Here is a 22199-nt window from a genome sequence, read left to right as displayed (position 1 = left end):
GCCGCCTCGCCGTTCCGGCGGGCGGGAACGTAAGGAGACCCGGTTGTCACTGCTCTCCCGCGCCTTCTCCACCGCGGCCACCCACGAGCTCGCCGGCCTGGTGACCGCGCTGCTGGCCCACCAGGGGCACACCGCCCCCGCCACCCTGACGCCCCTACCTCGCCGGGTGCCGGCCGGGTTCCCCGCCGGCCCCACCGGTCTGGGGACGTCCGCCGCCCGGATATCACCGGCGGCCGCGCCGCCCCGTACGCAAGCCGTACGGCCGGCGTCGAGCGGGCCGGTGCCCCCGCTCTACTGCCCGCCCGCCGTCCGCGACGACCCCGCCCTCGCCAAAGAGGTGAACGACCGGCTGGTCGCCTGGGCCGACGACGTCGGCATCTACCCGGGCCGGTCGGAGGAACTGCGGGCCACCGACTTCGGGCGCATGCTGATGCTCGTCCACCCCGACACCGACGACCCCGACCGGCTGCTGGCCGCCGGCAAGTGCGGGCTCGCGGAGTGGGCGGCCGACGACCACTACTGCGACGACGAGTCCGCCGGGGCCGACCCGCGGGCGCTCGGCCCCCGGCTGTGCGTCGCCAACGCCGCCGTGGACCCCGCCCACCTCCCGCTCCGCTACGCCCCGGAGCTGGAACGCGCCATGCGCGACGACCCCGTCCTGACCGCCCTGCGTTCGGCCGTCGAACACATCGCCCGCTACGCCGCGCCCGCCCAGCTCGGGCGGCTCGCCCACGAGATGGCCGCCCTCTTCGCCGGCTTCAACGCCGAGGCCGGCTGGCGCACCGCCGGGCGCGTGCCCCCGGTCTGGGAGTACCTCGTCAACCGCCAGTGCAACAGCTTCCTGCCGATGGTGACCCTCGTCGACGCCGTCGGCGGCTACGAGGTCCCCGCCGCCGAGTACTACGACCCCCGGGTGCGCCGCGCCTTCAGCATGGCCTGCACCGCCGCCACGCTCGTCAACGACCTCTACTCGATGGCACGCGAGAGCGCGGGTCCCGGCCTGGAGTTCAACCTCCCGACGGTGATCGCCGCCGAGGAGAAGTGCACCCTCGAAGAGGCCGTACGCCGCAGCGCCCTCGTCCACGACGAGCTCGTCCACAGCTTCGAGGCCGAGGCCGCCGCCCTCGCCGCCGACGGCTCGCCCGCGCTGCGCCGCTTCCTCGTGGGCACCTGGGGCTGGCTCGGCGGCAACCGCGAATGGCACAGCACCACCCCGCGCTACAACGCGGCATGACCGCCTCACGGGAAAGAGCGGAACAGAGGAGTTCCCCATGACCTCGATGGCCGAACACACCGCCAAGGTCCTCCGCACCCCCTACCAGAAGTCGGTCGCGGCGTACTGGGACAGTGAGCAGGCACCCGTCAACCTCCGCCTCGGCGAGGTCGACGGCCTCTACCACCACCACTACGGCGTCGGGGAATACGACCCGTCCGTGCTCGAAGGGCCGGAGGACACCCGCGACCGGCGCGTCATCGCGGAGCTCCACCGGCTGGAGACCGCCCAGGCCGAGGTCCTCCTCGACCACCTCGGCGGCATCACGGACCGGGACCGGGTCCTCGACGCCGGGTCCGGGCGCGGTGGCACCAGCTTCATGGCCCATCAGCGCTTCGGCTGCGCGGTGGACGGCGTGACGATCTCCGAGTACCAGGTCGGCTTCGCCAACTCCCAGGCCGAGGAACGGGGAGTGGCCGACCGGGTCCGCTTCCACTTCCGCAACATGCTCGACACCGGCCTCGGCACCGGCTCCCGCCGGGCCGTCTGGACCGACGAGACCACCATGTACGTCGAACTCACCCAGCTCTTCGGCGAGTTCTCCCGCCTGCTGGAGTACGGCGGCCGGTACGTCTGCATCACCGGCTGCTACAACGACGTCACCGGCGGCCGCGCCAAGGCCGTCAGCCGCATCGACGAGCACTACTCCTGCAACGTCCACCCCCGCAGCGCCTACTTCAAGGCGCTCGCCGCCAATGGCCTCGTCCCCATCGACGTCGTCGACCTGACCGCCCGGACCATTCCCTACTGGGAGCTCCGGGCGAAGTCCTCGGTGGCGACCGGGATCGAGGGCTCGTTCCTGACGGCGTACAAGGAGGGCAGCTTCCACTACCTCCTGATAGCGGCGGACCGCGTCTGACCCTCCCTCACGAGTCCCCGGCGCCGGCACCTCCCGCGGCACCGGGGACTCGGCCGCTCCTCATGAGGGCTTCACGGGCGTGCGTGACGGGTGATGAGGTCCAGGAGGCGGCGTACGGCCGCGTCCGCGTCAGGCCGGTGCACGGCCGCGACGGTCGTCCGCAGGTGCGGTGACTCCCTTCGCAGGGGCACGAAGGTGATCCCGGGTATGGGGAAGTCGCGCAGGTCCTCCGGCAGGAGGCTGACGCACAGCCCGGCGGCGACGTAGCCGAGCAGGCCGGTGAGGTCGTCGGCCCCGGCGCGGCAGTGGGGGGTGAATCCGGCCTCTCTGCAGGCGAGCCGGGCCTGATGCGCGAGCCCCGGCAGGGCGGTTCCGCTGGGGAGTACGAAGTCGTCCTCGCGGAGCTCCTCCAGGTCGATCACATCGGCTCCGGCCAGCCGGTGCTCGTTCGGCAGGGCCGCGACGATGCGCTCGACGGCGAAGTCGTGGACGGCCAGGTCGTCCGACACCGGCGAGGGGTCGCGGATGAACGCGAGGTCCAGGGCGCCGGAGCGGACCATGTCGGCGAGTGCGGCAGTGGAGTCCTGGTGCAGGTGGATGCGCAGACCCGGGAGCTCCTCGGCGGCGGCCCGCAGCAGCCGGGGCAGGTGGCGGTGGCTGAGGACGCTCACGTACCCCACTCGCACGTCGCCCTCCAGGCCGCGCGCGACGCGCCGCACGCGCTCGACGACCGCGGACTGGGTGTCCAGCAGCCGCCGCGCCTCCACGGCGAAGGCCGCGCCCGCCGGGGTGAGGCGCAGATCCCCCGGCCTGCGGTCCAGGAGCGTCACACCCAGGCCGCGCTCCAGGCGCTGCATCGCCTGGCTGAGCGGGGGCTGGCTCATCGAGAGACGCTCGGCCGCCCGCCCGAAGTGCTTCTCCTCGGCGAGGGCCAGGAACTGCTCCAGCAGGCGTTTCGTGAATTCCATATGGACAAGGATATCGAAAGGGCCTGCAACATATATTGGACAGACATTGATCCCGTGGAGTGCAGTGGTTCCAAGCGCTGAGCGGACGGATCCGCTCCCCGCCCTGACAGGCACAGGCGTATTCAAGGAAGCCACTCATGCACATGCACGACGTCGCCCAGCTCTTCACCACCCCGCTGGACGCACCCGCTTTCGCCCCCACCCGGTACCGGTTCACCGACCGCGAATACCTGAACATCACCTATCGCACCGACCCCGAAGCCCTGCGGCGGGTCGTCCCCGAGCCCCTCTCGATACCCGAGCCGCTGGTGCGGTTCGAGATCATGCGCATGCCCGACGTGACCGGGCTGGGCGACTACACGGAGGCGGGCCAGGTCATTCCCGTCGAGCACGAGGGCGAGCGCGGCGAATACAACCTCGCCATGTATCTCGACAGCGTGCCGGCGATCTCCAGCGGACGGGAGCTGAGCGCCTACCCGAAGAAGGCCGGCTCGCCCAGGCTCCACCTCGACTCCGACACCCTGGTCGGCACCCTCGACTACGGTTCGCTGCGCGTGGCCACCGCCACCATGGGCTACAAGCACCACCCGATGGACCTGGAGGAGGCCCGGGCGGAGATCTGCGTGCCCACGTTCATGGTCAAGGCGGTACCCGGCTACGACGGCCGGCCGCGCATCTGCGAACTGGTCCGTACCCAGATCACCGACATCACGGTGAAGAGCGCCTTCCGCGGCCCGGCGCGTCTGGAGCTCCACCCCCACGCGCTGGCGCCGCTCGCGGACCTGCCGGTGCTGGAGATCGTCGCCGCCAGCCACATCCTCACCGACCTCACCCTGAGCCCGGCCACGGTCGTCCACGACTACCTCGCCCACTGAAAGACCCGGAAGGCGGTGCACACCCCATGAACGCACACACCACGGACGCGCACACCCCATACCGACGGGCGACCGTCATCGGCGGCGGCGTGATCGGGATCTCCTGGACCGGACTCTTCCTCGCCCACGGCATGGACGTCGTCGTCACCGACCCGCGGCCCGACGTGAAGGACCAGGTCCTGGCCGGTCTCGACGAGATCGCCCCGTCCCTCGCACAACTCGGCCTGCCCACCGGTGACCTGACGGCCCGGCTCCACTTCGAGACCGACCTGGCCACCGCGGTCGCGGACGCCGACATCGTGCAGGAGAACGGCCCCGAGCGCCTGGCCGTGAAGCAGGAGATCTGGAAGACCGTCGAGCAGGCCGCCCCGGCCCACGCCCTGCTCGCCACCTCGACCTCCGGAATCCCCGCCACCGCGATCGCCCAGGCGATGCGGCAGCCGGAGCGCCTCGTCGTCGGCCACCCGTTCAACCCACCGCACCTCGTACCGCTCGTGGAGATCGTCCCCGGCGAGCGGACCTCCGCGCGGACCCTCCGCCAGGCCCACGACTTCTACACGGCGCTCGGCAAGAAGCCGCAGATCCTGCGCAAGGAGATCCCCGGCTTCGTCGCCAACCGCCTGCAGTCCGCGCTCTTCCGCGAATGCGTGCACCTGGTGACCGAGGGCGTGGTGACCGAGGCCGAACTCGACGAGATCGTCACCGACTCCATCGGCCTGCGCTGGGCCGCCGCGGGCCCCTTCCGCACCTTCCACCTCGGCGGCGGACCCGGCGGCCTGCCGCACTTCATCCAGCACCTCGGGCACGCCATGGAAGCGGCCTGGCCCGGCCTCGGCAGTCCCACCTTCGACGAGCCCACCGTCGCCCTGCTGACCGGGCAGGCCGAGCAGGCCTTCGGAGACACGCCCATCGGCGAACTGGCCGCCCGCCGCGACCGCGCGCAGATCGCCCTGATGCGCGCACTCGCCGAGACCACCGACCCGTACGCCCAGGCATGAGCGCCCGGAAAGGCAGCACGATGCTCACCGACAAGATCAAGGCCGCACTCGACAAGCCGGTCGCCGGCGAGGCCGACGACGACTTCGACATCCACGCCGCGCTGAACGACGTCCTCGGCGGCGTCGGCATGAGCGAACAGGACGCCGGCGGCACGGTCTCCTTCACCGGCGCCGACCCCGTCGTCCCCTCCACCCTGCGGCTGGCCTCCGCACCGGCCCTCGGCCTGACCGCCAAGTCCGTCGCCCTGGCCAAGCTGTGGCAGCACCGCGGCGGCCCCGGCCAGGACATCAGCATGGACCTGCGCAAGGCCCCGCACCGGCTCTGCCCCTTCTACGACGCCAAGTGGGAGAAGCTCAACGGCTACCCGATCGTCGCCCCCGACGACCCCTTCTCCCTCTCCTTCTACCGCGCGGGCGACGGCCGCTGGGTGATGCCGCTGAACGTCTACCCCGCGCTGAAGTCCCGGACCCTGAAGCTGCTCGGCACCCCCGACGACGCCATGGCGGTCGCAGGCGCCATCGCCCGCTGGGACGGCGCCGAGCTGGAACGGGCCGGCGCCGACGCCGGCGTGGTCATGCCGATGCTGCGCGGCACACGGGAGTTCCTCGACACCCGCCAGTACCGCGACATCCTGGCCGACATGCCGCTGATAGAGATCGAGAAGATCGACGACAGCGACCCCGAACCGCTGCCGCCCGGCGCCACCCAGCCCCTGGACGGAGTACGCGCCCTGGGCCTCGGCCACGTCATCGCCGGCGCCGCCATCGGCCGCACCATGGCCCAGCACGGCGCCGACGCGCTCAACATCTGGCGGCCCGGCCAGTTCGAGAACGACATCCTCTACTACACCGCCCAGGTCGGCGTCCGCTCCGCCACTCTCGACCACGCCCGCGACCCGCAGGCCGCGGCGGTCCTCCGTGAACTGCTGCGCGGCTCCGACGTCTTCTACGCCAACCACCGCGCCGGCTACCTGGAGCGCATGGGGCTGACGGCGCAGGAAGCGGCCGCGATCCGGCCCGGCATCATCCACACCACCGTCAGCCTGCACGGCCAGCACGGCCCATGGGCGGGCCGCGTCGGCTTCGACCAGACCGCCGGCTGCGTCAGCGGGATGATGAACCTCGAAGGCACCGACGACAACCCGGCGCTGCCCCCGATCAAGGTCGTCAACGACTACCTGGTGCCCTGGCTGGCCACCACCGGCATCATCGCCGCCCTGATGCGGCGTGCCACCGAGGGCGGCAGCTACCGCGTGCACGTCTCGCTGACCCGCGTCGCCCTGTGGATCCTCAGCCTCGGCATCCTCGACAAGGACTACGCCCGCGAACTCGCCGGCACCGGTGAGCGCCACGCCTACCTCGACCCGGACACCTTCACCGCCGACACCCCGTGCGGCCGCTACCAGGGCGTCACCGACCAGGTCGTCATGTCCCGGACGCCGGGCGCCTTCCGCACCGTCCTCGCCCCCCGTGGCTCGGGCCGCCCCGAGTGGCTCGCACCCGGCCACTGAACGCACTGTCGGGGTCCGGCCTTCCCCTGGCCGGGCCCCGGAGCGGCCAAGCGCTGAGTGAGGGATAAACCCCGGGGGACGTTTGCGTTCCCGCCCCCGGGGATACCCCGCACACATGGTCGCGGCCCGCGTCAGCGGCTACTGAGCCGAGCGCCCGCCCACCCCGCGGACGGCGCGGGCCTCGCGTCTCTCGCAACGCTGCGTGCGTCCACACGACCGTTCCCGCTCCACCGAAGGCGGGAACATACAGCCATATGACCACGCAATCGCGGCACCGGGGCGCCCGTCGCCTGCCGTCCCCCGCGTCGGCCACCGCCCTGCTCGTGATCACTACCGCATGCGTCATCTGGCTGCTGGCCACCCGCCCGGCCGGAGCGGCGACCGCCGTCCCGCCCAGCCGGGCGGGCGCTGTCAGGTGCGAGGTGAGCGCCTACCTCAGCGACCTCTACGACATCGATCCCGCCAAGGGCAGGTTCTCCGCCCGGCTGTGGATATGGACCGTCTGTCCGGACCGGCACTCCGATCCGCTGCCCCAGGTCTCCTTCGCCAATGCCGACGACCCCCATACCTCCGACCCGAACATCATCGAGCAGGACGGGCACGTGCTGGACCAAGTGCGGGTGCAGTCCAGCTTCCGGCAGGCGTGGGACGTACGGGACTTCCCCTTCGACCGCCACCGCGTCGAGGTGGTCCTGACCTCCCCTCAGGACGCCAGCCACTTCCGGTTCACCGTGAACAACGCCGATGCCCAGGCCAACCCGGAGGCACGTCCTCAGGGCTGGCGGCTGACCGGATTCCGGCTGTTCAGCGCGCTCAAGCACTACACCACCACATACGGCGACACCAGCCTCAAGAACGGCAGCACTTACGACCGGGTGCACCTCCAGATCGACCTCAAGCGCTCCGACCCCACCGTCTTCTGGAAACTGACCATCCCGCTCTACCTCGCCGTGCTCATCGCCGTCGCCACCTTCCTCGTCTCCTCCCGGCACGAGGAACTGGAGACGACCGCGCGGCTGGAGGGCTTCCACAACAGGCTCGGGGTCCTGGGCGGCGGGCTGTTCGTCGTCGTACTCAACATGCAGCAGGCCAACGACGTGGTCACCAGCGCCAACGGCCTCACTCTCATCGACTGGCTCCACATCGCCACGCTCGTCTTCCTCCTGCTCGCCGTGGCGGGTACGGTCCTCGCCTGGCGTTGGACCTCCCGAGGCGGCAGCGCGACCCAGGCGGAACGGATCAGCCACCGCGGGGCGTGGTGCGGGCTCGCCGCGTACGTCGTGGCTTGCGGGGCGTTGGTGCTCCGGGCGGCCTACGGGTGACCGATCAGGTCGCGGCGCCTCACCCCTCACCCCTCACCCCTCCGGATGGCAGAATCACCTTGCGCGGGCGGGCTCGTCCCATGGGACGAGCCCGCCAGGAGCGAACGGCACACGGCGGTGACACGACAGTCGAGGGGCGATCGTGCTGATCAGGGCCGCACGGACCGATGAAGCCGAGATCCTGAGCGGGCTCGCACTCCGGTCCAAGGCGTACTGGGGCTATGACGAGGCGTTCATGGCCGCTTGCCGCGACGAACTGACCGTTTCCGCCTCGGCGATCGCCGGGACCGCGGTCGCCGAGCAGGACGGCCGGATCCTGGGCTTCGTCATCGTGGAGGGCAGTCCTCCGTCAGGGGTCCTGGACATGCTCTTCGTCGAGCCTCACGCCATCGGGAAGGGCGTCGGCCGGGCCCTGTTCGCGCACGCCACGGCTACGGCGGCAGAGCACGGCTTCGGGCGCCTCACCATCGAGGCCGACCCCCATGCCGAGCCCTTCTACCTGGCCATGGGCGCCACACGCGTCGGCACCAGGCCGTCCGGCTCCCTGCCGGGACGCGCCCTGCCGCTGCTCGCCATCGCCCTCCCCTGACGCGAGGTCTCTTCATGCCGGGCCGCCGGCCGCCACCCGTACCGGCACCCCGGCCCTCGGCCAGTTCTCGCCTCCCGGGCAAAGGGTCCTGCTGAGAGGCTGGTGGGGGACGATCGCAGGGTGAACACCCGCGGTGCGACAGGAAATTCAGGTACGGACGGGGGATCCATGGCCTATCTGGTGGAGTTGCCGGTCGGCGCGGCGGACGTGGTGAAAGTCGAGATCGTGGAGGTCGGGGAGGGACTGGTCCAGGTCGCCAGGCCGGGCCGGATCGTGGCACGCGCCACACAGTCGCTGGGCGACATGCTGGCCGGCATCCGGCCTGTGGCACAGCATTTCGTCGAGGGCTTCCGCAGCATGGCCATGGCACCGGACGAGATCGCGATCGAATTCGGTGTGTCCCTGTCCGCCGAGGCCGACGTCGTCATATCCAGCACGGCGGCCCAGGCCAACTTCAAGGTCTCCCTCACCTGGCAACGGCCGCCCACAGACGACGCGGATTCCACCGCAACCGGTCCGGCCTCGGACGGTTCACGCTGATGCCGTTACCTCCTGGAGCCGTCGAGAGAACCGGGCCCAAGGCCCTGGACGCGGCCGTGCTGCGGATCTGCGACGCGCGGGGCGTCGCTGTAGGCCTGGGTTTCCTGGTCACCGCGGATCGGGCGCTGACCTGCGCGCACGTGGTCTCCGCCGCACTGGGCCTGCCCGAAGGCGCCCGGCCGGACGCCTCCGCGCACCTGGTGGTGGATCTGCCGCTGCTGTCCGGCTCCACGCGGGACGGCCACAGGGCCGAGGCGCGTGTGGAGCACTGGGTCGCCGCACAACCGGCGGGCACCGGGGACGTGGCCGTGCTGCGGCTGAGCGCCCCGCTGCCCGGGGCCCAGCCCGTCCGACTGGTCGAGGCCCAGGACGTGTGGGGACACCCGGTGCGGGCCTTCGGCTTCCCGGCCGGCCGCCCCGGAGGGGTGTGGCACTCCGGCGTACTGAGGGGCCGTCAGTCCAACGGGTGGGTGCAGGCCGATCTGGCCGCGCACGGCTACCGGATCTCCCGGGGTTTCAGCGGCGGCCCGGTATGGGACGAGAAGCTCGTCGGTGTGATCGGCATGGTGACGGTGGCCGAGGCCGGAGACCCACCGGCCGGCTACCTGGTCCCCACCGACGGCCTGCTGGCAGCCTGGTCCCCGCTGCGCGAACTGGCCCTGCTCCCCTCGCCGTTCCGCAGCCTGGTGCCTTTCCAGGAGGCGGACGAGGCGGTCTTCCACGGCCGGCGCGCCGAGACCGACGAGCTCGTCGGGATGCTCAGTCGCGAGCGGTGGACCACGCTCGTCGGCCCTTCCGGCTCGGGCAAGTCGTCGCTGGCCCTCGCCGGTGTCATCCCCCGGATACGGGCGGCCGACACCTGCGCCGTCGTGGTGCGGCCGGCTTCCGGCCGCAGCCCGCTGTCCGCCCTGGCCGCCGCGCTGCTGCCCCTGCTGGAGCCCGGACTGACCGCGACGCAGCAGCTGGAGCGCACCCCCGACCTGGCCGGCCTGCTGCACCGGCAAGGGCTGGCCGACATCGTGCCCCGACTGCCGCACCGGCACTCCACCCGTCAACTGCTCATCGTGGTGGACCAGTTCGAGGAACTGCTCACCCTCGCCCCGGCAGCCGTAGATGAACTGGCCGACGTCCTGTTCCGCGATACCCTGCCCGGCGGCGTCCGGGTGCTGACCACGCTGCGGGCCGACTTCCTCGAAGCGGCGCTCGCCCATCCGGGCCTCGGGCCGCTGTGCGGCCGTCAGATCTACGCGCTCGGGCCGATGAGCGCCGGGCAACTGCGGGAAATCGTCACCACCCCGGTCGACGGCATCCCCGGCGTGTACTACGAACCCCACCTGGTCGACCGCATCCTGGCCGACACCAGCAGCGAGCCGGGCGCCCTGGCGCTGCTCGGCTTCACCCTCGACCTGCTCTGGCAGCACCAGGCCGGCGGCCTGCTGACACACCACGCCTACGAGGAACTCGGCGGCGTCACCGGCGCCTTGGGCGCCTACGCCGACCAGGCCTGGGACGAGAACGTCCTTCCGGAGGACGAGGCAACGGCACGCCGGCTGTTCACCCAGCTCATCCGGGTGCCGCTGGGGTCGGCGGCCGCCACCCGCCGCACCGTGCCACGCCCCGAGCTGGACACGGACCAGTGGCGGGTCGCGCAGGAGCTCGCCCGTACCCGGCTGCTGGTCACCGACCTCAGCCCGGAGGGCCGCGAAACCGTGGAACTCGCCCACGAGGCCCTGATCACCGGGTGGGGCAGGCTGCGGGACCGGGCCGGCGAGGACCGCTCGTTCCTGGTGTGGCGGGAGTCCCTGCGCCACGACATGGACCGCTGGGAGCGCGGCAAGCGTGCCGCGGACCTGCTGCCGACCACCATGGCCCTGGCCGGCGCCCAGCAATGGCTACGCGAGCGTGCCGCCGACCTGAGCGACGCCGAACGCGACTACGTGCAGCGGGGACGTGCCCACCGGCGGCGCCGGACCCGGCGCCGCCGCGGGGTCCTCGCCGTGATCTGCGTCCTCGCGATGCTGGCCACCGCTTTCAGCGTGCTCGCGGTACGGCGTGGTGAGGACGCCGCCCATAAGTCGGCGGTCGTCCAGTCGTCGCGGCTGGCCGCCGACGCGGAGGCGGCCAGGGCCACCGACCCCGGCCTCGCGGCTCAGCTCGCGGTCGCCGCGTACCGGTCGGCCCCGACCCAGGAGACCGCCACCGAGCTGTACGCCGCGGCGCGCACGCCGCTGGACAGCGTGGTGGGCGTCACCGGCAAGGAGGTTCTGCGGGTGGCGACGGAGCCGGACGGGCCTCTGGCCGCAGCGGTCGACGCCGACGGGTCGTTGCGGATCTGGGACCTCGCCGACCAGGCTGCCCCGGCGTTGAAGGCCACGCTCCACACACGCCTGACAGGGATCGCCCTCGCGCCGCGCAACAGGAAACTGCTGGCCGGCAGCTGCCAGGGCCCGGGCTTGTGCCTATGGGACCTGACAACTCCCCAGCACCCCGTCGTCGCGGCGCAGTTGCCGCAACCCGCTCACAGCAAGGAGCTCGACCAGGTCACTTCGATGGCCATCAACGCGGACGGCACCCTGCTGGCCGCCGCGTCGGAACAGGGCTTCGCAGTGGTGTGGTCCATGGAGCAACCCGCACACCCCCGTCTCGTGGCCGAACTCCACAACCCCACACAGCGAAGCTCAGGCGCCCTGGCCGCAGTCGCGTTCTCTCCGCACGGCAACCTGCTCGCCGCCACCATCCTGGGCGGCAAAACGCAGTTGTGGAACCTCTCCACCCCGTCCTCGCCGACGAAGGCGGCCACGATGGACACCGGGTACTCCGCCGTGGCCTTCAGCCCCGACGGGGACCAGCTCGCAGCCGTCGGGGATCTCAACATCGGGTTCTGGGTCGTCAAGGCTCCCTCCAAGCCCGAGGAGATCAAGGTGCACAGCAACGCCGTGGGTCTCGACTTGATGGCGGTGACCTTCAGCCCGGACAGTCGCCAGCTCGCGATGGGCGGCATGCACTCCGACGACACCAACAGCGAGCTGTGCCTGCTGAGCATGCCTCCCACCGGCCCGAAAGACCTGATATCACCCAGCTGCACGAAGACCGGCTACACCACTCCGGCCCTCGCGTACGCGCACAGCGGTGCCTTGCTCAGCGGCGGCTCCGACGGGGTGGTGCGGTCCTGGCACATACCCGCGCCGGAGGCCCACGCCGTGGGTGCGACGAGCAACAGCGCCAGTTGGGCGTTCAGCCCTGACGGAAACCTGATGGCGGCGGCGGTCCCCCACGAGGACGACGTCACGTTCAAGGGCCCCACTCCCTCGTCTCTCGGGGTCTGGGATCTCTCCGCCCCCGGCGGACCCGTCCGCGTGGCCCAGGTCACCCTGCCCGACACAGTGCAGCAGGTCGCTTTCCTCAGGCCGGCGGTCCTGCTGAGCGTCGCGCACAACGGAGTGGTGCAGCTGTGGAACGTGCGCGACCCCCACCACCCCGTACAGGCGGCGTCACTGGGCACCGCCGAGTTCGTCCCCGGAGCCCGGTTCCTCGACGCCGACACCATCGCCGATACAGGCGTCCGTCCGACCACTTCCGGCGACCTGGTCTCGCTCCAGGGCGCCGACCGCAAAATGCATCTGTGGCACATCACCGACTCCGGCAAAGCCACCGAGACCGGATCGGTCCCCCTCCCCGAGCCGAAGGCCGGCCTCGGCCTCATCCTGGACAGCGGTGACACGGCCATGGTCGCGACAGCGGCCGGAATCGACTGGTGGAACATCAGCGACCCGGCACATCCGGTCCGCGGCGAGAGCACACGGCTCCCCGGAGCGAACCACGGCGCCCTGGTCTGGGCCCACAACGTCGTGACGATCGCGACCACCCCGCAAGACCACCCGAGCGGCGGCAGAACCCTGCGCCTGCTCCACGTCGCCGCCGGCAAGGTCCGCTCGTCGGCCACCCTGCAAGGGTCCTACGGCGGACGGCTGGACATGAGCCAGGACGGCCGCCGTGTGGTCGTCAACGGCACCGGCAACAACACCGTCGTCCTGTGGGACATCAGCGACCCGGCTCACCCGGGCACCCCCGCCACCATACGCACGCTCCAGGACACCCAAGGCATCACCATCAGCCCGGACAACCAGCACATGGCCGTCTGGAACCTCGCCTCGGCAGAGCGCGGCGACGTCCAGCTGTGGGACATCGGCAACGCGGCGGCACCGAAGCTCACCGCGACCGTCACACCCCCCACCCGAAGCTCGGTCGATTCGGTCGAGTTCCCCCGGGACCGCGCTTTCGTCGTGGCGAGCGGATCCTCGGTCTTCTCTTTCGACACCAGCCCTTCCAAGGTCGCCGACCTGATCTGCTCGTACACCGGAGACTCCATCACCGACGGCCAATGGAAGAAGTACGCACCAGGCACGCCGCGCCAGAACCCCTGCCCATGACGGTGGCCGACCGGAGTCGTACGCAGTCCTGAGCCCGGGCAGGAAGTACCCGCGAAACTCGTGTCGATACCGCGTCGATCGCGCGTCAACCCCACGTCGTTCGCGCCTTTGTACGGTTCTTGCACGCCGCCGGGAGAAGCCCGGAGGCCGCTGCCGGAGACGGTGGCACATCGGATGCAAGGAGTCGTCATGACGAACTTCGACGAGCTGTTCGAGCTGGACATCATCGAGATCGCCGCCCCCGTCGAGGAGGAGCAGGGCGACGTCCAGGCCGCCACCGGCTCCTGGCCCTTCAACTGCAAGACCACCATCTGACGGTAGGTCCTGCTCAGAACCGCCAGGTGAGGCGGCCCGGTCCCACGGGCCGCCTCATTTGTTCCCCCCGCACTTCTCTGGAGGCTCCCCGTGGCGGTACCCGCAACCCACCCGGGCGATGACACCCGCGGTCCGTCGACCTTCCGTTGCGCGGACACCCTGCTGTTCCGGGCGGCGATCCGGCCGCCCGAGCCGCCCGGCGCCCCGGACGAGCCCGGCGACGACGAGACGGACCTGCGGGCCCACCTCCGCACCGCCGCGGCCGATGACCGGCTCCGGGAGGCGGTCTCGCTGGCGAGCCCCTCGCTGAGCCGTACCCTCGACGCCGTGCTCGCCGGAGAACCGGTCCGGATCAAGCAACTGCGGCGCGCGGTACGGGCATTGGCGCGCTACCGACTGCGGATGTCCGGCCGGGCCACGCCCTTCGGCACCATGGCGGGGGTGGCCGCGATCGGCTTCGCCGAGAAGCCCGGGACCGTCGCGGTCGGCTGGGGCGGACACCACCGCAAGGCGGTGCGGCCCGACATGGGCTGGCTGACCGACGTGGTGGCACGGCTGGAGCGGGAGCCGGCCGTGCTGCGGCCGCTGCGTGTGACCGCCAACGACCTGTGCTTCGTACGGGGCGGCCGGCTGGTCGTCCCGTACCTCCCGGCCCCCGGAGCGGGCACGCGCCCGGCAGCCCAGGAGGTGTCGGTGCGGGCGGGCGAGGTGGTGCTGCACGTCGTGCAGCGCGCCGCCCTGCCCGTACGGTTCGGCGATCTGGTCGCCGAACTCCTCGCCGCCTACCCCGGGGCCTCCTCCGGCACCGTGGAACGGCTCCTCGTCGACCTCGTCGGATCGGAGGTGCTGCTGACGGAGCTGCGCCCTCCGCTCGACGGCCCGGATCCTCTCGGCCATGTGCTGGACCTGCTGCCGACGCCGAACCCCACCGCTGATCCACTACCGGCCTCAGTATTCCGGATCACAGCTGAACTATCCGTTATTCAGAAGGAGTTGGCTGAGTACGCGACCGCTCCCCTGGGTCGCGGCCTTGAGTCCAGAAGTGCCGCGAGCAGTCGCATGGCCGCCCTGCATCCTTCGGATCACCTCCTCCAGGCCGACCTGGGGCTCGACGTGGAGGTCCGGCTGCCCGCCGCCGTGCGCGCCGAGGCGGAACAGGCCGCCGAGGCACTGTGGCGGCTGGCCGCGGCCCGGCCGGGCCCGGCTCACCTGCGCCACTACCACCTGGATTTCCTGGAGCGGTACGGAGCCGGGCGCGCCGTACCGCTCAAGGAGGTCCTCGATCCGGACACCGGCCTCGGCGGCCCGGCCGGGTACCGGCTCCCCGCCACCGCGCGGACGCCGCACGCGGGGCCGGCGGACCCCCGGGGGCAGGAACAGGACCGGCTGCTGACCGAGCTGGCCCAGGAGGCGTCCCTCAACGGTGAGCGGGAGATCGTCCTGGACGACGCGCTGCTGGACCGGCTCGCCGCCGAAGGCGGGGACGCGCCGACGCCACCGCCGTCCTTCGAGATCCTGGCGCAGTTGCTCGCCGACACCCCCGAGGCCCTGGCCGACGGTGACTTCCGGCTGGTCGTCACCGGTGGGGCACGTACGGCCGGAGCCCACGCGGGGCGCTTCGGATTCGTGCTGGGCGCCGTGGACGACCACGTCACCAGGCTGGTGCGAGAGGTGCCCGTGACACCCGGCGCCGTCGCCGCGCAAGTGAGGTTCCCGCCGCCGCGCGGTGCGACCACCAACGTGGCGTTGGTGCCGCGCCGTCTGGAACACACCATCACGCTCGGCGCGTTCGCCGACCGCACGGACGGAACGGATCTCGGCGTGTCCGACCTGGCCGTCGTCGCCGACGCGCACCGGCTCGCCGTGGTCGCGCCCCGGCTCGGCAAGGAGGTCGTGCCGGTGGTCCCCAGCATGCTCGCGACGGCCTGGCACGCGCCGAACGCGGCCCGTTTCCTGCACGAGGTGACCGAGAACGGCCTGCCGGCCTGGCCGCGCTGGCGCTGGGGGGCCGCGGACACCCTGCCGTACCTGCCCAGGGTCCGGCGCGGGCGCACCGTACTCGCCCTGGCCCGCTGGCGCCCGACCGATCCGGCACTCCAGGACCGGGCCACAGCGCCCGGCGACTGGGAGCGGCTCTTCGACGCCTGGCGGTCCCGCTGGCGGGTGCCCGACCGGGTGGAGAGCGTCAGCGGCGACAACCGCATCGCCCTCGACCTGCGGCGCCCCTTCCACCGCACGCTGCTGCGGGACGAATGGCTGCGTCGCCCGGGGGGCGTCCTCCAGGAGTTGCCGACGAGCTGTGGCCCCGGCTCCGGCTGGCTGGCCGACGGCTCCGGCCGGCCGGGCCGGGTCAACGAGATCGCCTTCCCGTTGATCCGGTCGGCCCCGCCGTCCGACGGCTCGCCGGTACCCGGCTCGGTCCGGCCTGTGTCCGTCCCCGAGCCCCGTCGCGTCCGCGTCGCCTATCTCCCTGGTTCACAGTGGCTGTACGCCAAGGTGTACTGCTCCGCCGAGCGCCAGGACGAGATCCTCGCCCAGCGGCTGCCGCACCTGCTGGAGAGGCTGGACGGCGGGGTCGACCGTTGGTTCTACCTCCGCTACCGCGACCCGGACCCCCACCTGAGGCTGCGCTTCCACGGGGATCCCGCCGTCCTCACCGGATCCCTCCTGCCCCGGCTGAGCGGCTGGTCCGACCAGCTCGCCGCCGAGGGGCTCGGGGGCAGGCTGGTGCTGGACACCTTCGAGCCCGAACTCGAACGCTACGGAGGGCCGGCCGCGGCGGCCGCCGCCGAACGCGCCTTCCACGCCGACAGCGTCGCCTGCCTGGAACAGGCCGCCCTGCTCGACCGCCGTGAACTGGACCTGGACAGGACCGTGTTGACCGCGCTCGGCCACGTCGACATGGCCTGCCGCGTCGCGGGCACCACCGAGGGCGTCCAGCACCTGCTCGACCGCCCCGTGGTCGCGGGGGCGGCCGAGCCCTCGCGCGCCGCCAAGGACCGGGCGCGGGAGCTGATCGACCCCCTCGGCGACTGGCAGCGGCTGCGTGCCCTGCCCGGCGGCCCGGCGCTGCTCGCCTGCTGGGAGCGCCGCGCCCCCGCCCTGTCCGCGTACGGGACGCTCCTGCGGGAACTCGGCGCCGGTACGGTCCCCTTGGATTCCCTCCTGCACATGCACCACAACCGGCTCACAGGCATCGACCGCCCCGCCGAGGAGCGCTCCTTCGCCCTGGCCGCCGTGGCCCTGCGCAGCCGCCAGGGCCGCGTGCGGGCGGCCCGGTGATGGGGAACACCCTGCGCGAGCGTGCCGCCGACGCCGTCGCGACCGTCGCACAGCGGCTCACGGCCCCCGAGGCCCACCCGGCCTGGGACGCCTCCGCCTTCCGTGCCGCGAGTCTCAGCGACGGCGCGCCGGGCATCGCGCTGCTCCACGCCGAGCTGGCGCACACCGATCCGGCGCACCGGCCCACCGCCCACCGGTGGCTCCGCCGTGGTGCCGCGCTCGCCGCCCAGGCGATGGCCCCCGGGCCGCAGGGGCTGTACGGGCCGCTGGCCGCGCTGTCGTTCGCCCTGCACCGGGCGGCGGAGGACCCGGGCGCGCAGAGCACGGCCCGCGCCCATCTCAGGGACCAGGTCGCCCAACTGTCGGGTGCCCGGGCCCAGCACGAGGAACGACGCCTCGGCGAGCACCTCGGGTGCACCACCTTCACCGCGTACGACGTCATCAGCGGGCAGGCCGGGCTCGGCGCCCATCTGCTGGAACTCGGCGGCCCGGCCGAGGCCGCCGTCACGAGGCTGGTGTCGGCGCTGACGTCGCTCGCCCAACCGGTGCGCGCGGACGGCCTGTCGCTGCCCGGCTGGTGGGTGGCTCTCGACGCGGACTCGTACCGGCCGGTCGCCCCGGCGCGGGGACACGCCAACCTGGGCATGGCCCACGGCGTCCCCGGACCGCTCGCCCTGCTGGCCCTCGCCTGGCGGCAGGGAGTCCGCGTGCCCGGCCAGCGGCCCGCGATCACCGGCTTCGCCGAATGGCTCATCGCGCAGCGCCGCACGGACACCGCGGGTCCCTGGTGGCCCGGCCAGCTCACCTCGGGTCCGGCGCAGCCGCGGCCCGGACGGCCGTCCTGGTGCTACGGCACCCCGGGCATCGCCCGCGCCCTCCACCTGGCGGGGCTCGCCCTGGACGTCCCCCACTGGCGGGAGGCCGGCATCGCCGCGCTGCGCTCCGCGCTGGCCCGCGCCGCGGCGGGGGAAGCGGAGCCGTCGGCCGGCCCCGGGCTCTGCCACGGCCTGGCCGGACTGCTCCAGACCACCTGGCGCGTGGCCCGTGACAGCGGCGACGCGGAACTCGCCGAGCACCTCCCGCTGCTGGCCGCCCGGCTGCTGGACCTCGTCGACGAGGACGAGCCGTTCGGCTTCGCCACCGCCCCCGGTGAACGCCCGCCCGAGGAGCACCCGGGCGGCTTTCTCACCGGCGCGGCCGGTGCCGCGCTCGCCCTGCACACCTTCGCCACGGACACCGCGCCCGCCACGCGCTGGGACCGCGCGCTCCTGCTGGCCTGACCGGCCCCGGCCCCGGCCCCGGCCTGATCCCGCTACCCACGTACCGGACATACCCGATGTCCCCAACGTACCGACGTACTTACAGAGAGAAGAGATCCCATGCACCGGGAGGAACTCACCCGCTGGGTGGGCGACACGGACGCTTTCCTGGACGGCTGCTGGCGCGCCGCGCCGGCCCTCTTCCGGCCCGGCCCCGGCGCCGGACCGACCGCCCCGCTCACCCTGGAGGACATCGACACCGCGGTGGCCGGCGGGCTGCTGCGGGCGCCCCACCTCGAACTCGCCCGGGCCGGCGACCCCGTGAACTCCTCCCAGTACACCCGGGCACGCACCGTCTCGGGGATCACCACCCCCGGCTACATCGACCCGGACCGCGTACGGGCGCTGCTCGCCGAAGGCGCCACCGTCGTGCTGCGCAACGTCGAGCACTGGCACCCGGCCACCCGCGCGCTGACCCGCAGGCTGGAGGGCGAACTCGGCCGCCGGGTCGAGGCGTTCTTCTTCGTCACCCCACCAGGGGCGCAGGGGCTCGACCTGCACCGCGACGACGCCGATGTCCTGCTGCTCCAGGGCACCGGCAGCAAGCACTGGACGGTGTGCGGCGGCCCCACCGGCCCCGACTGGAAGCCCGGCGAGGCCGCCGACGGGGGCCCGGTCCTGCTGGACGGCACCCTCGGTCCCGGGGAGGTGCTCTACATCCCCCGCGGCTTCGCCCACCAGGCGGTGGGCAGCGAGGGGCTCTCCTCCCACCTCTCGCTCACGATCCGGGAAGTGAGCACGCAACAGTTGTTCGCCTCCCTGCAACGCCTGCTGCTGGACGCGCTCCCCCTGCCGGGCCGCCCCCTGGACGACGACGCCCTGCACGCGACCGCCGAACTGCTGCTCCACCGGTTCCGCACCCGGCTGCCGGAGCTGACCGCCGCGGCCGTCGTGGAGCACGCGCGCCGCGCGCAACTCGCCGAGGGCACGGTCCCCGGACTCGGCGCCGACCCGGGCATCGCCGCGCTGGCCGCCCGCCTCGGCGCACCGCACGACTCCGCGGCGAGCACCGCATGAGCAGCGCCGAAGCGCTGCTCGGCACCCCGGCGGGCGGCCGCGCGGCACCCGCGCCCGCACCGCCTTCCGGGCTGCGCCTGTTGCTGACGCACCATCTGCGCCCGCACCGGGGCCGGCTCGCGGCGGGCGCGGCGCTCGCGCTCCTCGGCGGGCTGGCCGGGCTCGCCGAACCCATGGCGGCCAAGGCCCTCATCGACCGGCTCGTCGCCGGTGGCTCGCCCACCGCGTCCGCGGTCGGCCTGGCCGCCCTGGTGCTGGCCGCCGTACTGATCACGACGGCGGGCTCGTACCTGCTGGAACGCACCGCCGAAGGTGTCGTGCGCACCACCCGTGAGCGGCTGGCCGCCCGGGTGCTGCGGCTGCCGGTGGCCGACATGGACCGGCAGCGCCCCGGCGACCTGGTCGCCCGGCTGACCTCCGACACCACCCAGCTGCGGGCCGCCGCCGGCCAGGCCCTCGCGACGTGCGCGACCTCGGCCCTGATGGTCCTCGGTGGTCTGGCCGCGATGTTCCTTCTCGACGCCGTGCTCGCGGGTGCCACGGTCGCCATGATCGGCACGGTCTGCGGGATCGGCACGCTCACCCTGCCCCGGATCGGCCGCGCCGCCCGGTCCTCCCAGCAGGTCACCGGCGAGCTCGGCGCCACGCTGGAACGCTCGCTCGGCGCCTTCCGCACCGTCAAGGCCAACGGCCTGGAGCGGCAGGAGACCGCGGCCGCCCGCGACGCCGCACGCCGGGCCTGGCTCAGCGGCGTACGCGTCGCCGGCTGGGAAGCCGCCGCCGAGGTGGCCTCCGGGCTCTCCGTACGGCTGGCGTTCCTCACCGTGCTGGGCTTCGGCGGCACGCGGGTGGCCACCGGGCAGATGACCATGCCGACGCTCGTCGCCTTCCTCTTCTACGTGCTGTTCATCGGCCCGCAGCTCACCCAGCTCGCCGGGAGCGCGGGTCTGGTGCAGCGGGGCGCGGCCGCGGCCCAGCGCATCAACGAGATCGAAGCGCTGGCCGTCGAGCCCGTCACGGACCACGCTCCGGAGCCGCCCGCGTCACGAGCCGCGCCCTCCGCGCTGGAGTTGCGGGGCGTCTCCTTCGGCTATCCGGGCCGGGACACCACCGTCCTCGACGGACTGTCGCTCGACGTCCCGGCCGGCGGGCTCACCGCGCTCGTCGGCCCGTCCGGGGCCGGCAAAAGCACCGTGTTCGCGCTGCTGGAGCGGTTCTACGAGCCCGGCTCCGGCCAGATCCTGCTCGACGGCCGCGACCTGCGGGACTGGCCACTGACCGAACTGCGGGCCACCATCGGGTACGTGGAGCAGGACGCCCCCGTCCTGTCCGGCACGCTGCGGGACAACCTCCTGCAAGCGGCGCCGTGGGCGTCCCCCGCCGAACTGGACGCGGTCCTCCGGCTCACCCGCCTCGACGGACTCGTCGACCGCCTCCCCGCGGGCCTGGACACCGAACTCGGCCACCGGGGCACGGCCTTGTCGGGCGGCCAGCGCCAGCGCGTGGCCATCGCCCGCGCCCTGCTGCGCCGCCCCCGCCTGCTCCTGCTGGACGAGGCGACCTCCCAGCTCGACGCCGAGAACGAACGGGCCCTGCGCGACGCCGTCGCCGAGATCGCCCGGGAGACGACCGTCGTCGTCATCGCGCACCGCCTGTCCACCGTCACCGACGCCCGCCGGATAGTGGTCCTGGACTCAGGCCGAGCCCGCGCCACCGGCACCCACCGCGAACTCCTCGCCACGGACGACCTCTACGCGCGGCTCGTCCGCACGCAGTTGCTGGACCACTCGTGAATGGAGGGCCAAGGGGTCTCCGCCGGAGGAGGCCCGATGAAGTGCTCGGGCTCGGCGGGCTCGGCGAGGCCGAGCAGGTAGGGACGGGCCATGGCCTCGCGGGACCCTGGCCGCAGATGATCGCCAGAGGGCGAAGTCGGCTGGAGGACGTCTGTACGCAGAGCGCGCACCCGGCCGCACACCCCACCTTTTGCCGGTCTTTACGAAAACCTGACCAAAAGGGTTACGGTGTCCCCCAAGTGATCTTGCTGTGGGGGGAGGCAAGCCGGTGGAACGGCTCGGTATCGGCATGGGCTGGCGCCCGGACATCGACCTGCTGGTCGAGCGCATGCCCGGTCTCGACTGGGTCGAGGTGGTCGCCGAATCCATCTGCCCCACGCACCTTCCGAAGTCGCTCCGACTGCTCCGCGAGCGCGGCCTGACCGTGGTGCCGCACGGCGTCGGACTGGGGCTGGGCGGGGCCGGGCGCCCCGATCCGGAGCGGCTGGCCGCTCTGGCCGACCGTGCCGTGGCGCTGGGTTCGCCGCTGGTCTCCGAGCACGTCGCGTTCGTACGCACCGGATCGCCCGCCCTGGAGGCCGGGCATCTGCTGCCCGTGCCCCGGACCCGCGAGGCGCTGGCCGTCGTCGCCGAGAACGTCCGGATCGCGCAGGACGCCCTGCCGGTGCCGCTGGCCCTGGAGAACACCTCCGCCCTCTTCGCCTGGCCGGAGGACGAGCTGACCGAGGCCCAGTTCCTCGCCGAGCTGGTCGAACGGACCGGGGTGCGGCTCCTGGTGGACGTCGCCAACCTCCACGCGAACCACGTCAACTTCGGCGCCGACCCTGTCCGCGCGCTCGACGACCTGCCGCTGCACGCCGTCGCGTACGCGCACGTCGCGGGCGGTGTCGAGCGCGCCGGCTTCTGGCACGACACCCACGCCCACCCGCTGACCGAGCCGGTCCTGGACGTACTCGCCGCCCTGCGCGCCCGCACCGACCCGCCCGGCGTGCTCCTGGAACGCGACGGCGACTACCCGATGGCCCAGGAGCTCTCGCGCGAACTCGACGCCATACGCGCGGTGCTCGACGCCGGGCCGCCGGATCCGGGAACGGCTGCGGCGAGCGGT

At 72.8% G+C, this 22199-nt stretch carries 16 protein-coding genes; 15 read left to right on the top strand and 1 reads right to left on the bottom strand.

Annotated features, from left to right (window positions below):
* The first annotated feature begins 43 nt into the window (after positions 1-43).
* Together AB0435_RS13480 and AB0435_RS13475 are read left to right on the top strand one after the other, a co-directional pair.
* On the top strand, positions 44-1234 hold the full coding sequence (locus AB0435_RS13480; protein WP_366427005.1) for a family 2 encapsulin nanocompartment cargo protein terpene cyclase: 1191 nt from the start codon (positions 44-46) through the stop codon (positions 1232-1234).
* A 37-nt stretch (positions 1235-1271) separates the two neighbouring features.
* Entirely contained in the window at positions 1272-2132 is an 861-nt protein-coding gene (locus tag AB0435_RS13475) for a geranyl diphosphate 2-C-methyltransferase (RefSeq protein ID WP_366005590.1), read from the top strand.
* A gap of 71 nt (positions 2133-2203) precedes the next feature.
* Here AB0435_RS13475 and AB0435_RS13470 read toward each other — a convergent pair whose 3' ends face one another.
* On the bottom strand, positions 2204-3100 hold the full coding sequence (locus AB0435_RS13470; RefSeq protein WP_366427004.1) for a LysR family transcriptional regulator: 897 nt from the start codon (positions 3098-3100) through the stop codon (positions 2204-2206).
* A gap of 137 nt (positions 3101-3237) precedes the next feature.
* Here AB0435_RS13470 and AB0435_RS13465 point away from each other — a divergent pair, with 137 nt between their 5' ends.
* The 13 genes from AB0435_RS13465 to AB0435_RS13405 all read left to right on the top strand — a co-directional run.
* Positions 3238-3975 carry an acetoacetate decarboxylase gene (locus AB0435_RS13465; protein WP_366427003.1) on the top strand — a complete coding sequence of 246 codons (738 nt, stop codon included), beginning with the start codon at positions 3238-3240 and terminating at the stop codon, positions 3973-3975.
* 26 nt (positions 3976-4001) lie between these two features.
* On the top strand, positions 4002-4973 hold the full coding sequence (locus tag AB0435_RS13460; protein ID WP_366427002.1) for a 3-hydroxyacyl-CoA dehydrogenase NAD-binding domain-containing protein: 972 nt from the start codon (positions 4002-4004) through the stop codon (positions 4971-4973).
* Entirely contained in the window at positions 4970-6484 is a 1515-nt protein-coding gene (locus AB0435_RS13455; RefSeq protein WP_366427001.1) for a CoA transferase, read from the top strand. Before AB0435_RS13460 ends, AB0435_RS13455 begins: the two co-directional genes overlap by 4 nt.
* Positions 6485-6738: 254 nt before the next feature.
* On the top strand, positions 6739-7806 hold the full coding sequence (locus tag AB0435_RS13450; protein ID WP_366427000.1) for a hypothetical protein: 1068 nt from the start codon (positions 6739-6741) through the stop codon (positions 7804-7806).
* A gap of 142 nt (positions 7807-7948) precedes the next feature.
* Positions 7949-8395, top strand: a complete 447-nt coding sequence (locus AB0435_RS13445) for a GNAT family N-acetyltransferase (protein ID WP_366426999.1) — start codon at positions 7949-7951, stop codon at positions 8393-8395.
* Between the two features lie 168 nt (positions 8396-8563).
* Positions 8564-8935 (top strand): CU044_2847 family protein, encoded by a 372-nt coding sequence (locus tag AB0435_RS13440; RefSeq protein WP_366005596.1) that lies wholly within the window; start codon positions 8564-8566, stop codon positions 8933-8935.
* A complete protein-coding gene (locus AB0435_RS13435) occupies positions 8935-13365 on the top strand; it encodes a trypsin-like peptidase domain-containing protein (protein ID WP_366426998.1) in 4431 nt (1476 codons plus the stop codon). The genes AB0435_RS13440 and AB0435_RS13435 overlap by 1 nt, the downstream gene beginning before the upstream one ends.
* A 189-nt stretch (positions 13366-13554) precedes the next feature.
* Positions 13555-13680 carry a hypothetical protein gene (locus AB0435_RS13430; RefSeq protein ID WP_366005598.1) on the top strand — a complete coding sequence of 42 codons (126 nt, stop codon included), beginning with the start codon at positions 13555-13557 and terminating at the stop codon, positions 13678-13680.
* 90 nt (positions 13681-13770) lie between these two features.
* Positions 13771-16962 carry a lantibiotic dehydratase gene (locus AB0435_RS13425; RefSeq protein WP_366426997.1) on the top strand — a complete coding sequence of 1064 codons (3192 nt, stop codon included), beginning with the start codon at positions 13771-13773 and terminating at the stop codon, positions 16960-16962.
* Complete coding sequence (locus tag AB0435_RS13420) at positions 16962-18242, top strand: lanthionine synthetase C family protein (protein WP_366426996.1); 1281 nt, start codon at positions 16962-16964, stop codon at positions 18240-18242. The genes AB0435_RS13425 and AB0435_RS13420 overlap by 1 nt, the downstream gene beginning before the upstream one ends.
* Positions 18243-18341: 99 nt before the next feature.
* Positions 18342-19298, top strand: a complete 957-nt coding sequence (locus AB0435_RS13415; RefSeq protein ID WP_366426995.1) for a cupin domain-containing protein — start codon at positions 18342-18344, stop codon at positions 19296-19298.
* Entirely contained in the window at positions 19295-21091 is a 1797-nt protein-coding gene (locus tag AB0435_RS13410) for an ABC transporter ATP-binding protein (protein WP_366426994.1), read from the top strand. The genes AB0435_RS13415 and AB0435_RS13410 overlap by 4 nt, the downstream gene beginning before the upstream one ends.
* Before the next feature lie 289 nt (positions 21092-21380).
* The coding region (locus AB0435_RS13405; protein WP_366427036.1) for a DUF692 domain-containing protein at positions 21381-22199 on the top strand (819 nt) is incomplete at its 3' end.

Origin of the sequence: Streptomyces sp. NPDC051173 (genome assembly GCF_040689515.1) — a bacterium.
Taxonomy (GTDB): domain Bacteria; phylum Actinomycetota; class Actinomycetes; order Streptomycetales; family Streptomycetaceae; genus Streptomyces.
The sequence above is the reverse complement of the archived record's forward strand: the minus strand, read 5'-3'. Positions and strand labels throughout refer to the sequence as shown.

Coding starts and splice junctions, on each gene's coding strand:
- AB0435_RS13475 (WP_366005590.1), top strand. CDS start 1,272: ATGACCTCGATGGCCGAACACACCGCCAAGGTCCTCCGCACCCCCTAC.
- AB0435_RS13470 (WP_366427004.1), bottom strand. CDS start 3,100: ATGGAATTCACGAAACGCCTGCTGGAGCAGTTCCTGGCCCTCGCCGAG.
- AB0435_RS13465 (WP_366427003.1), top strand. CDS start 3,238: ATGCACATGCACGACGTCGCCCAGCTCTTCACCACCCCGCTGGACGCA.
- AB0435_RS13460 (WP_366427002.1), top strand. CDS start 4,002: ATGAACGCACACACCACGGACGCGCACACCCCATACCGACGGGCGACC.
- AB0435_RS13455 (WP_366427001.1), top strand. CDS start 4,970: ATGAGCGCCCGGAAAGGCAGCACGATGCTCACCGACAAGATCAAGGCC.
- AB0435_RS13450 (WP_366427000.1), top strand. CDS start 6,739: ATGACCACGCAATCGCGGCACCGGGGCGCCCGTCGCCTGCCGTCCCCC.
- AB0435_RS13440 (WP_366005596.1), top strand. CDS start 8,564: ATGGCCTATCTGGTGGAGTTGCCGGTCGGCGCGGCGGACGTGGTGAAA.
- AB0435_RS13435 (WP_366426998.1), top strand. CDS start 8,935: ATGCCGTTACCTCCTGGAGCCGTCGAGAGAACCGGGCCCAAGGCCCTG.
- AB0435_RS13430 (WP_366005598.1), top strand. CDS start 13,555: ATGACGAACTTCGACGAGCTGTTCGAGCTGGACATCATCGAGATCGCC.
- AB0435_RS13420 (WP_366426996.1), top strand. CDS start 16,962: ATGGGGAACACCCTGCGCGAGCGTGCCGCCGACGCCGTCGCGACCGTC.
- AB0435_RS13415 (WP_366426995.1), top strand. CDS start 18,342: ATGCACCGGGAGGAACTCACCCGCTGGGTGGGCGACACGGACGCTTTC.
- AB0435_RS13410 (WP_366426994.1), top strand. CDS start 19,295: ATGAGCAGCGCCGAAGCGCTGCTCGGCACCCCGGCGGGCGGCCGCGCG.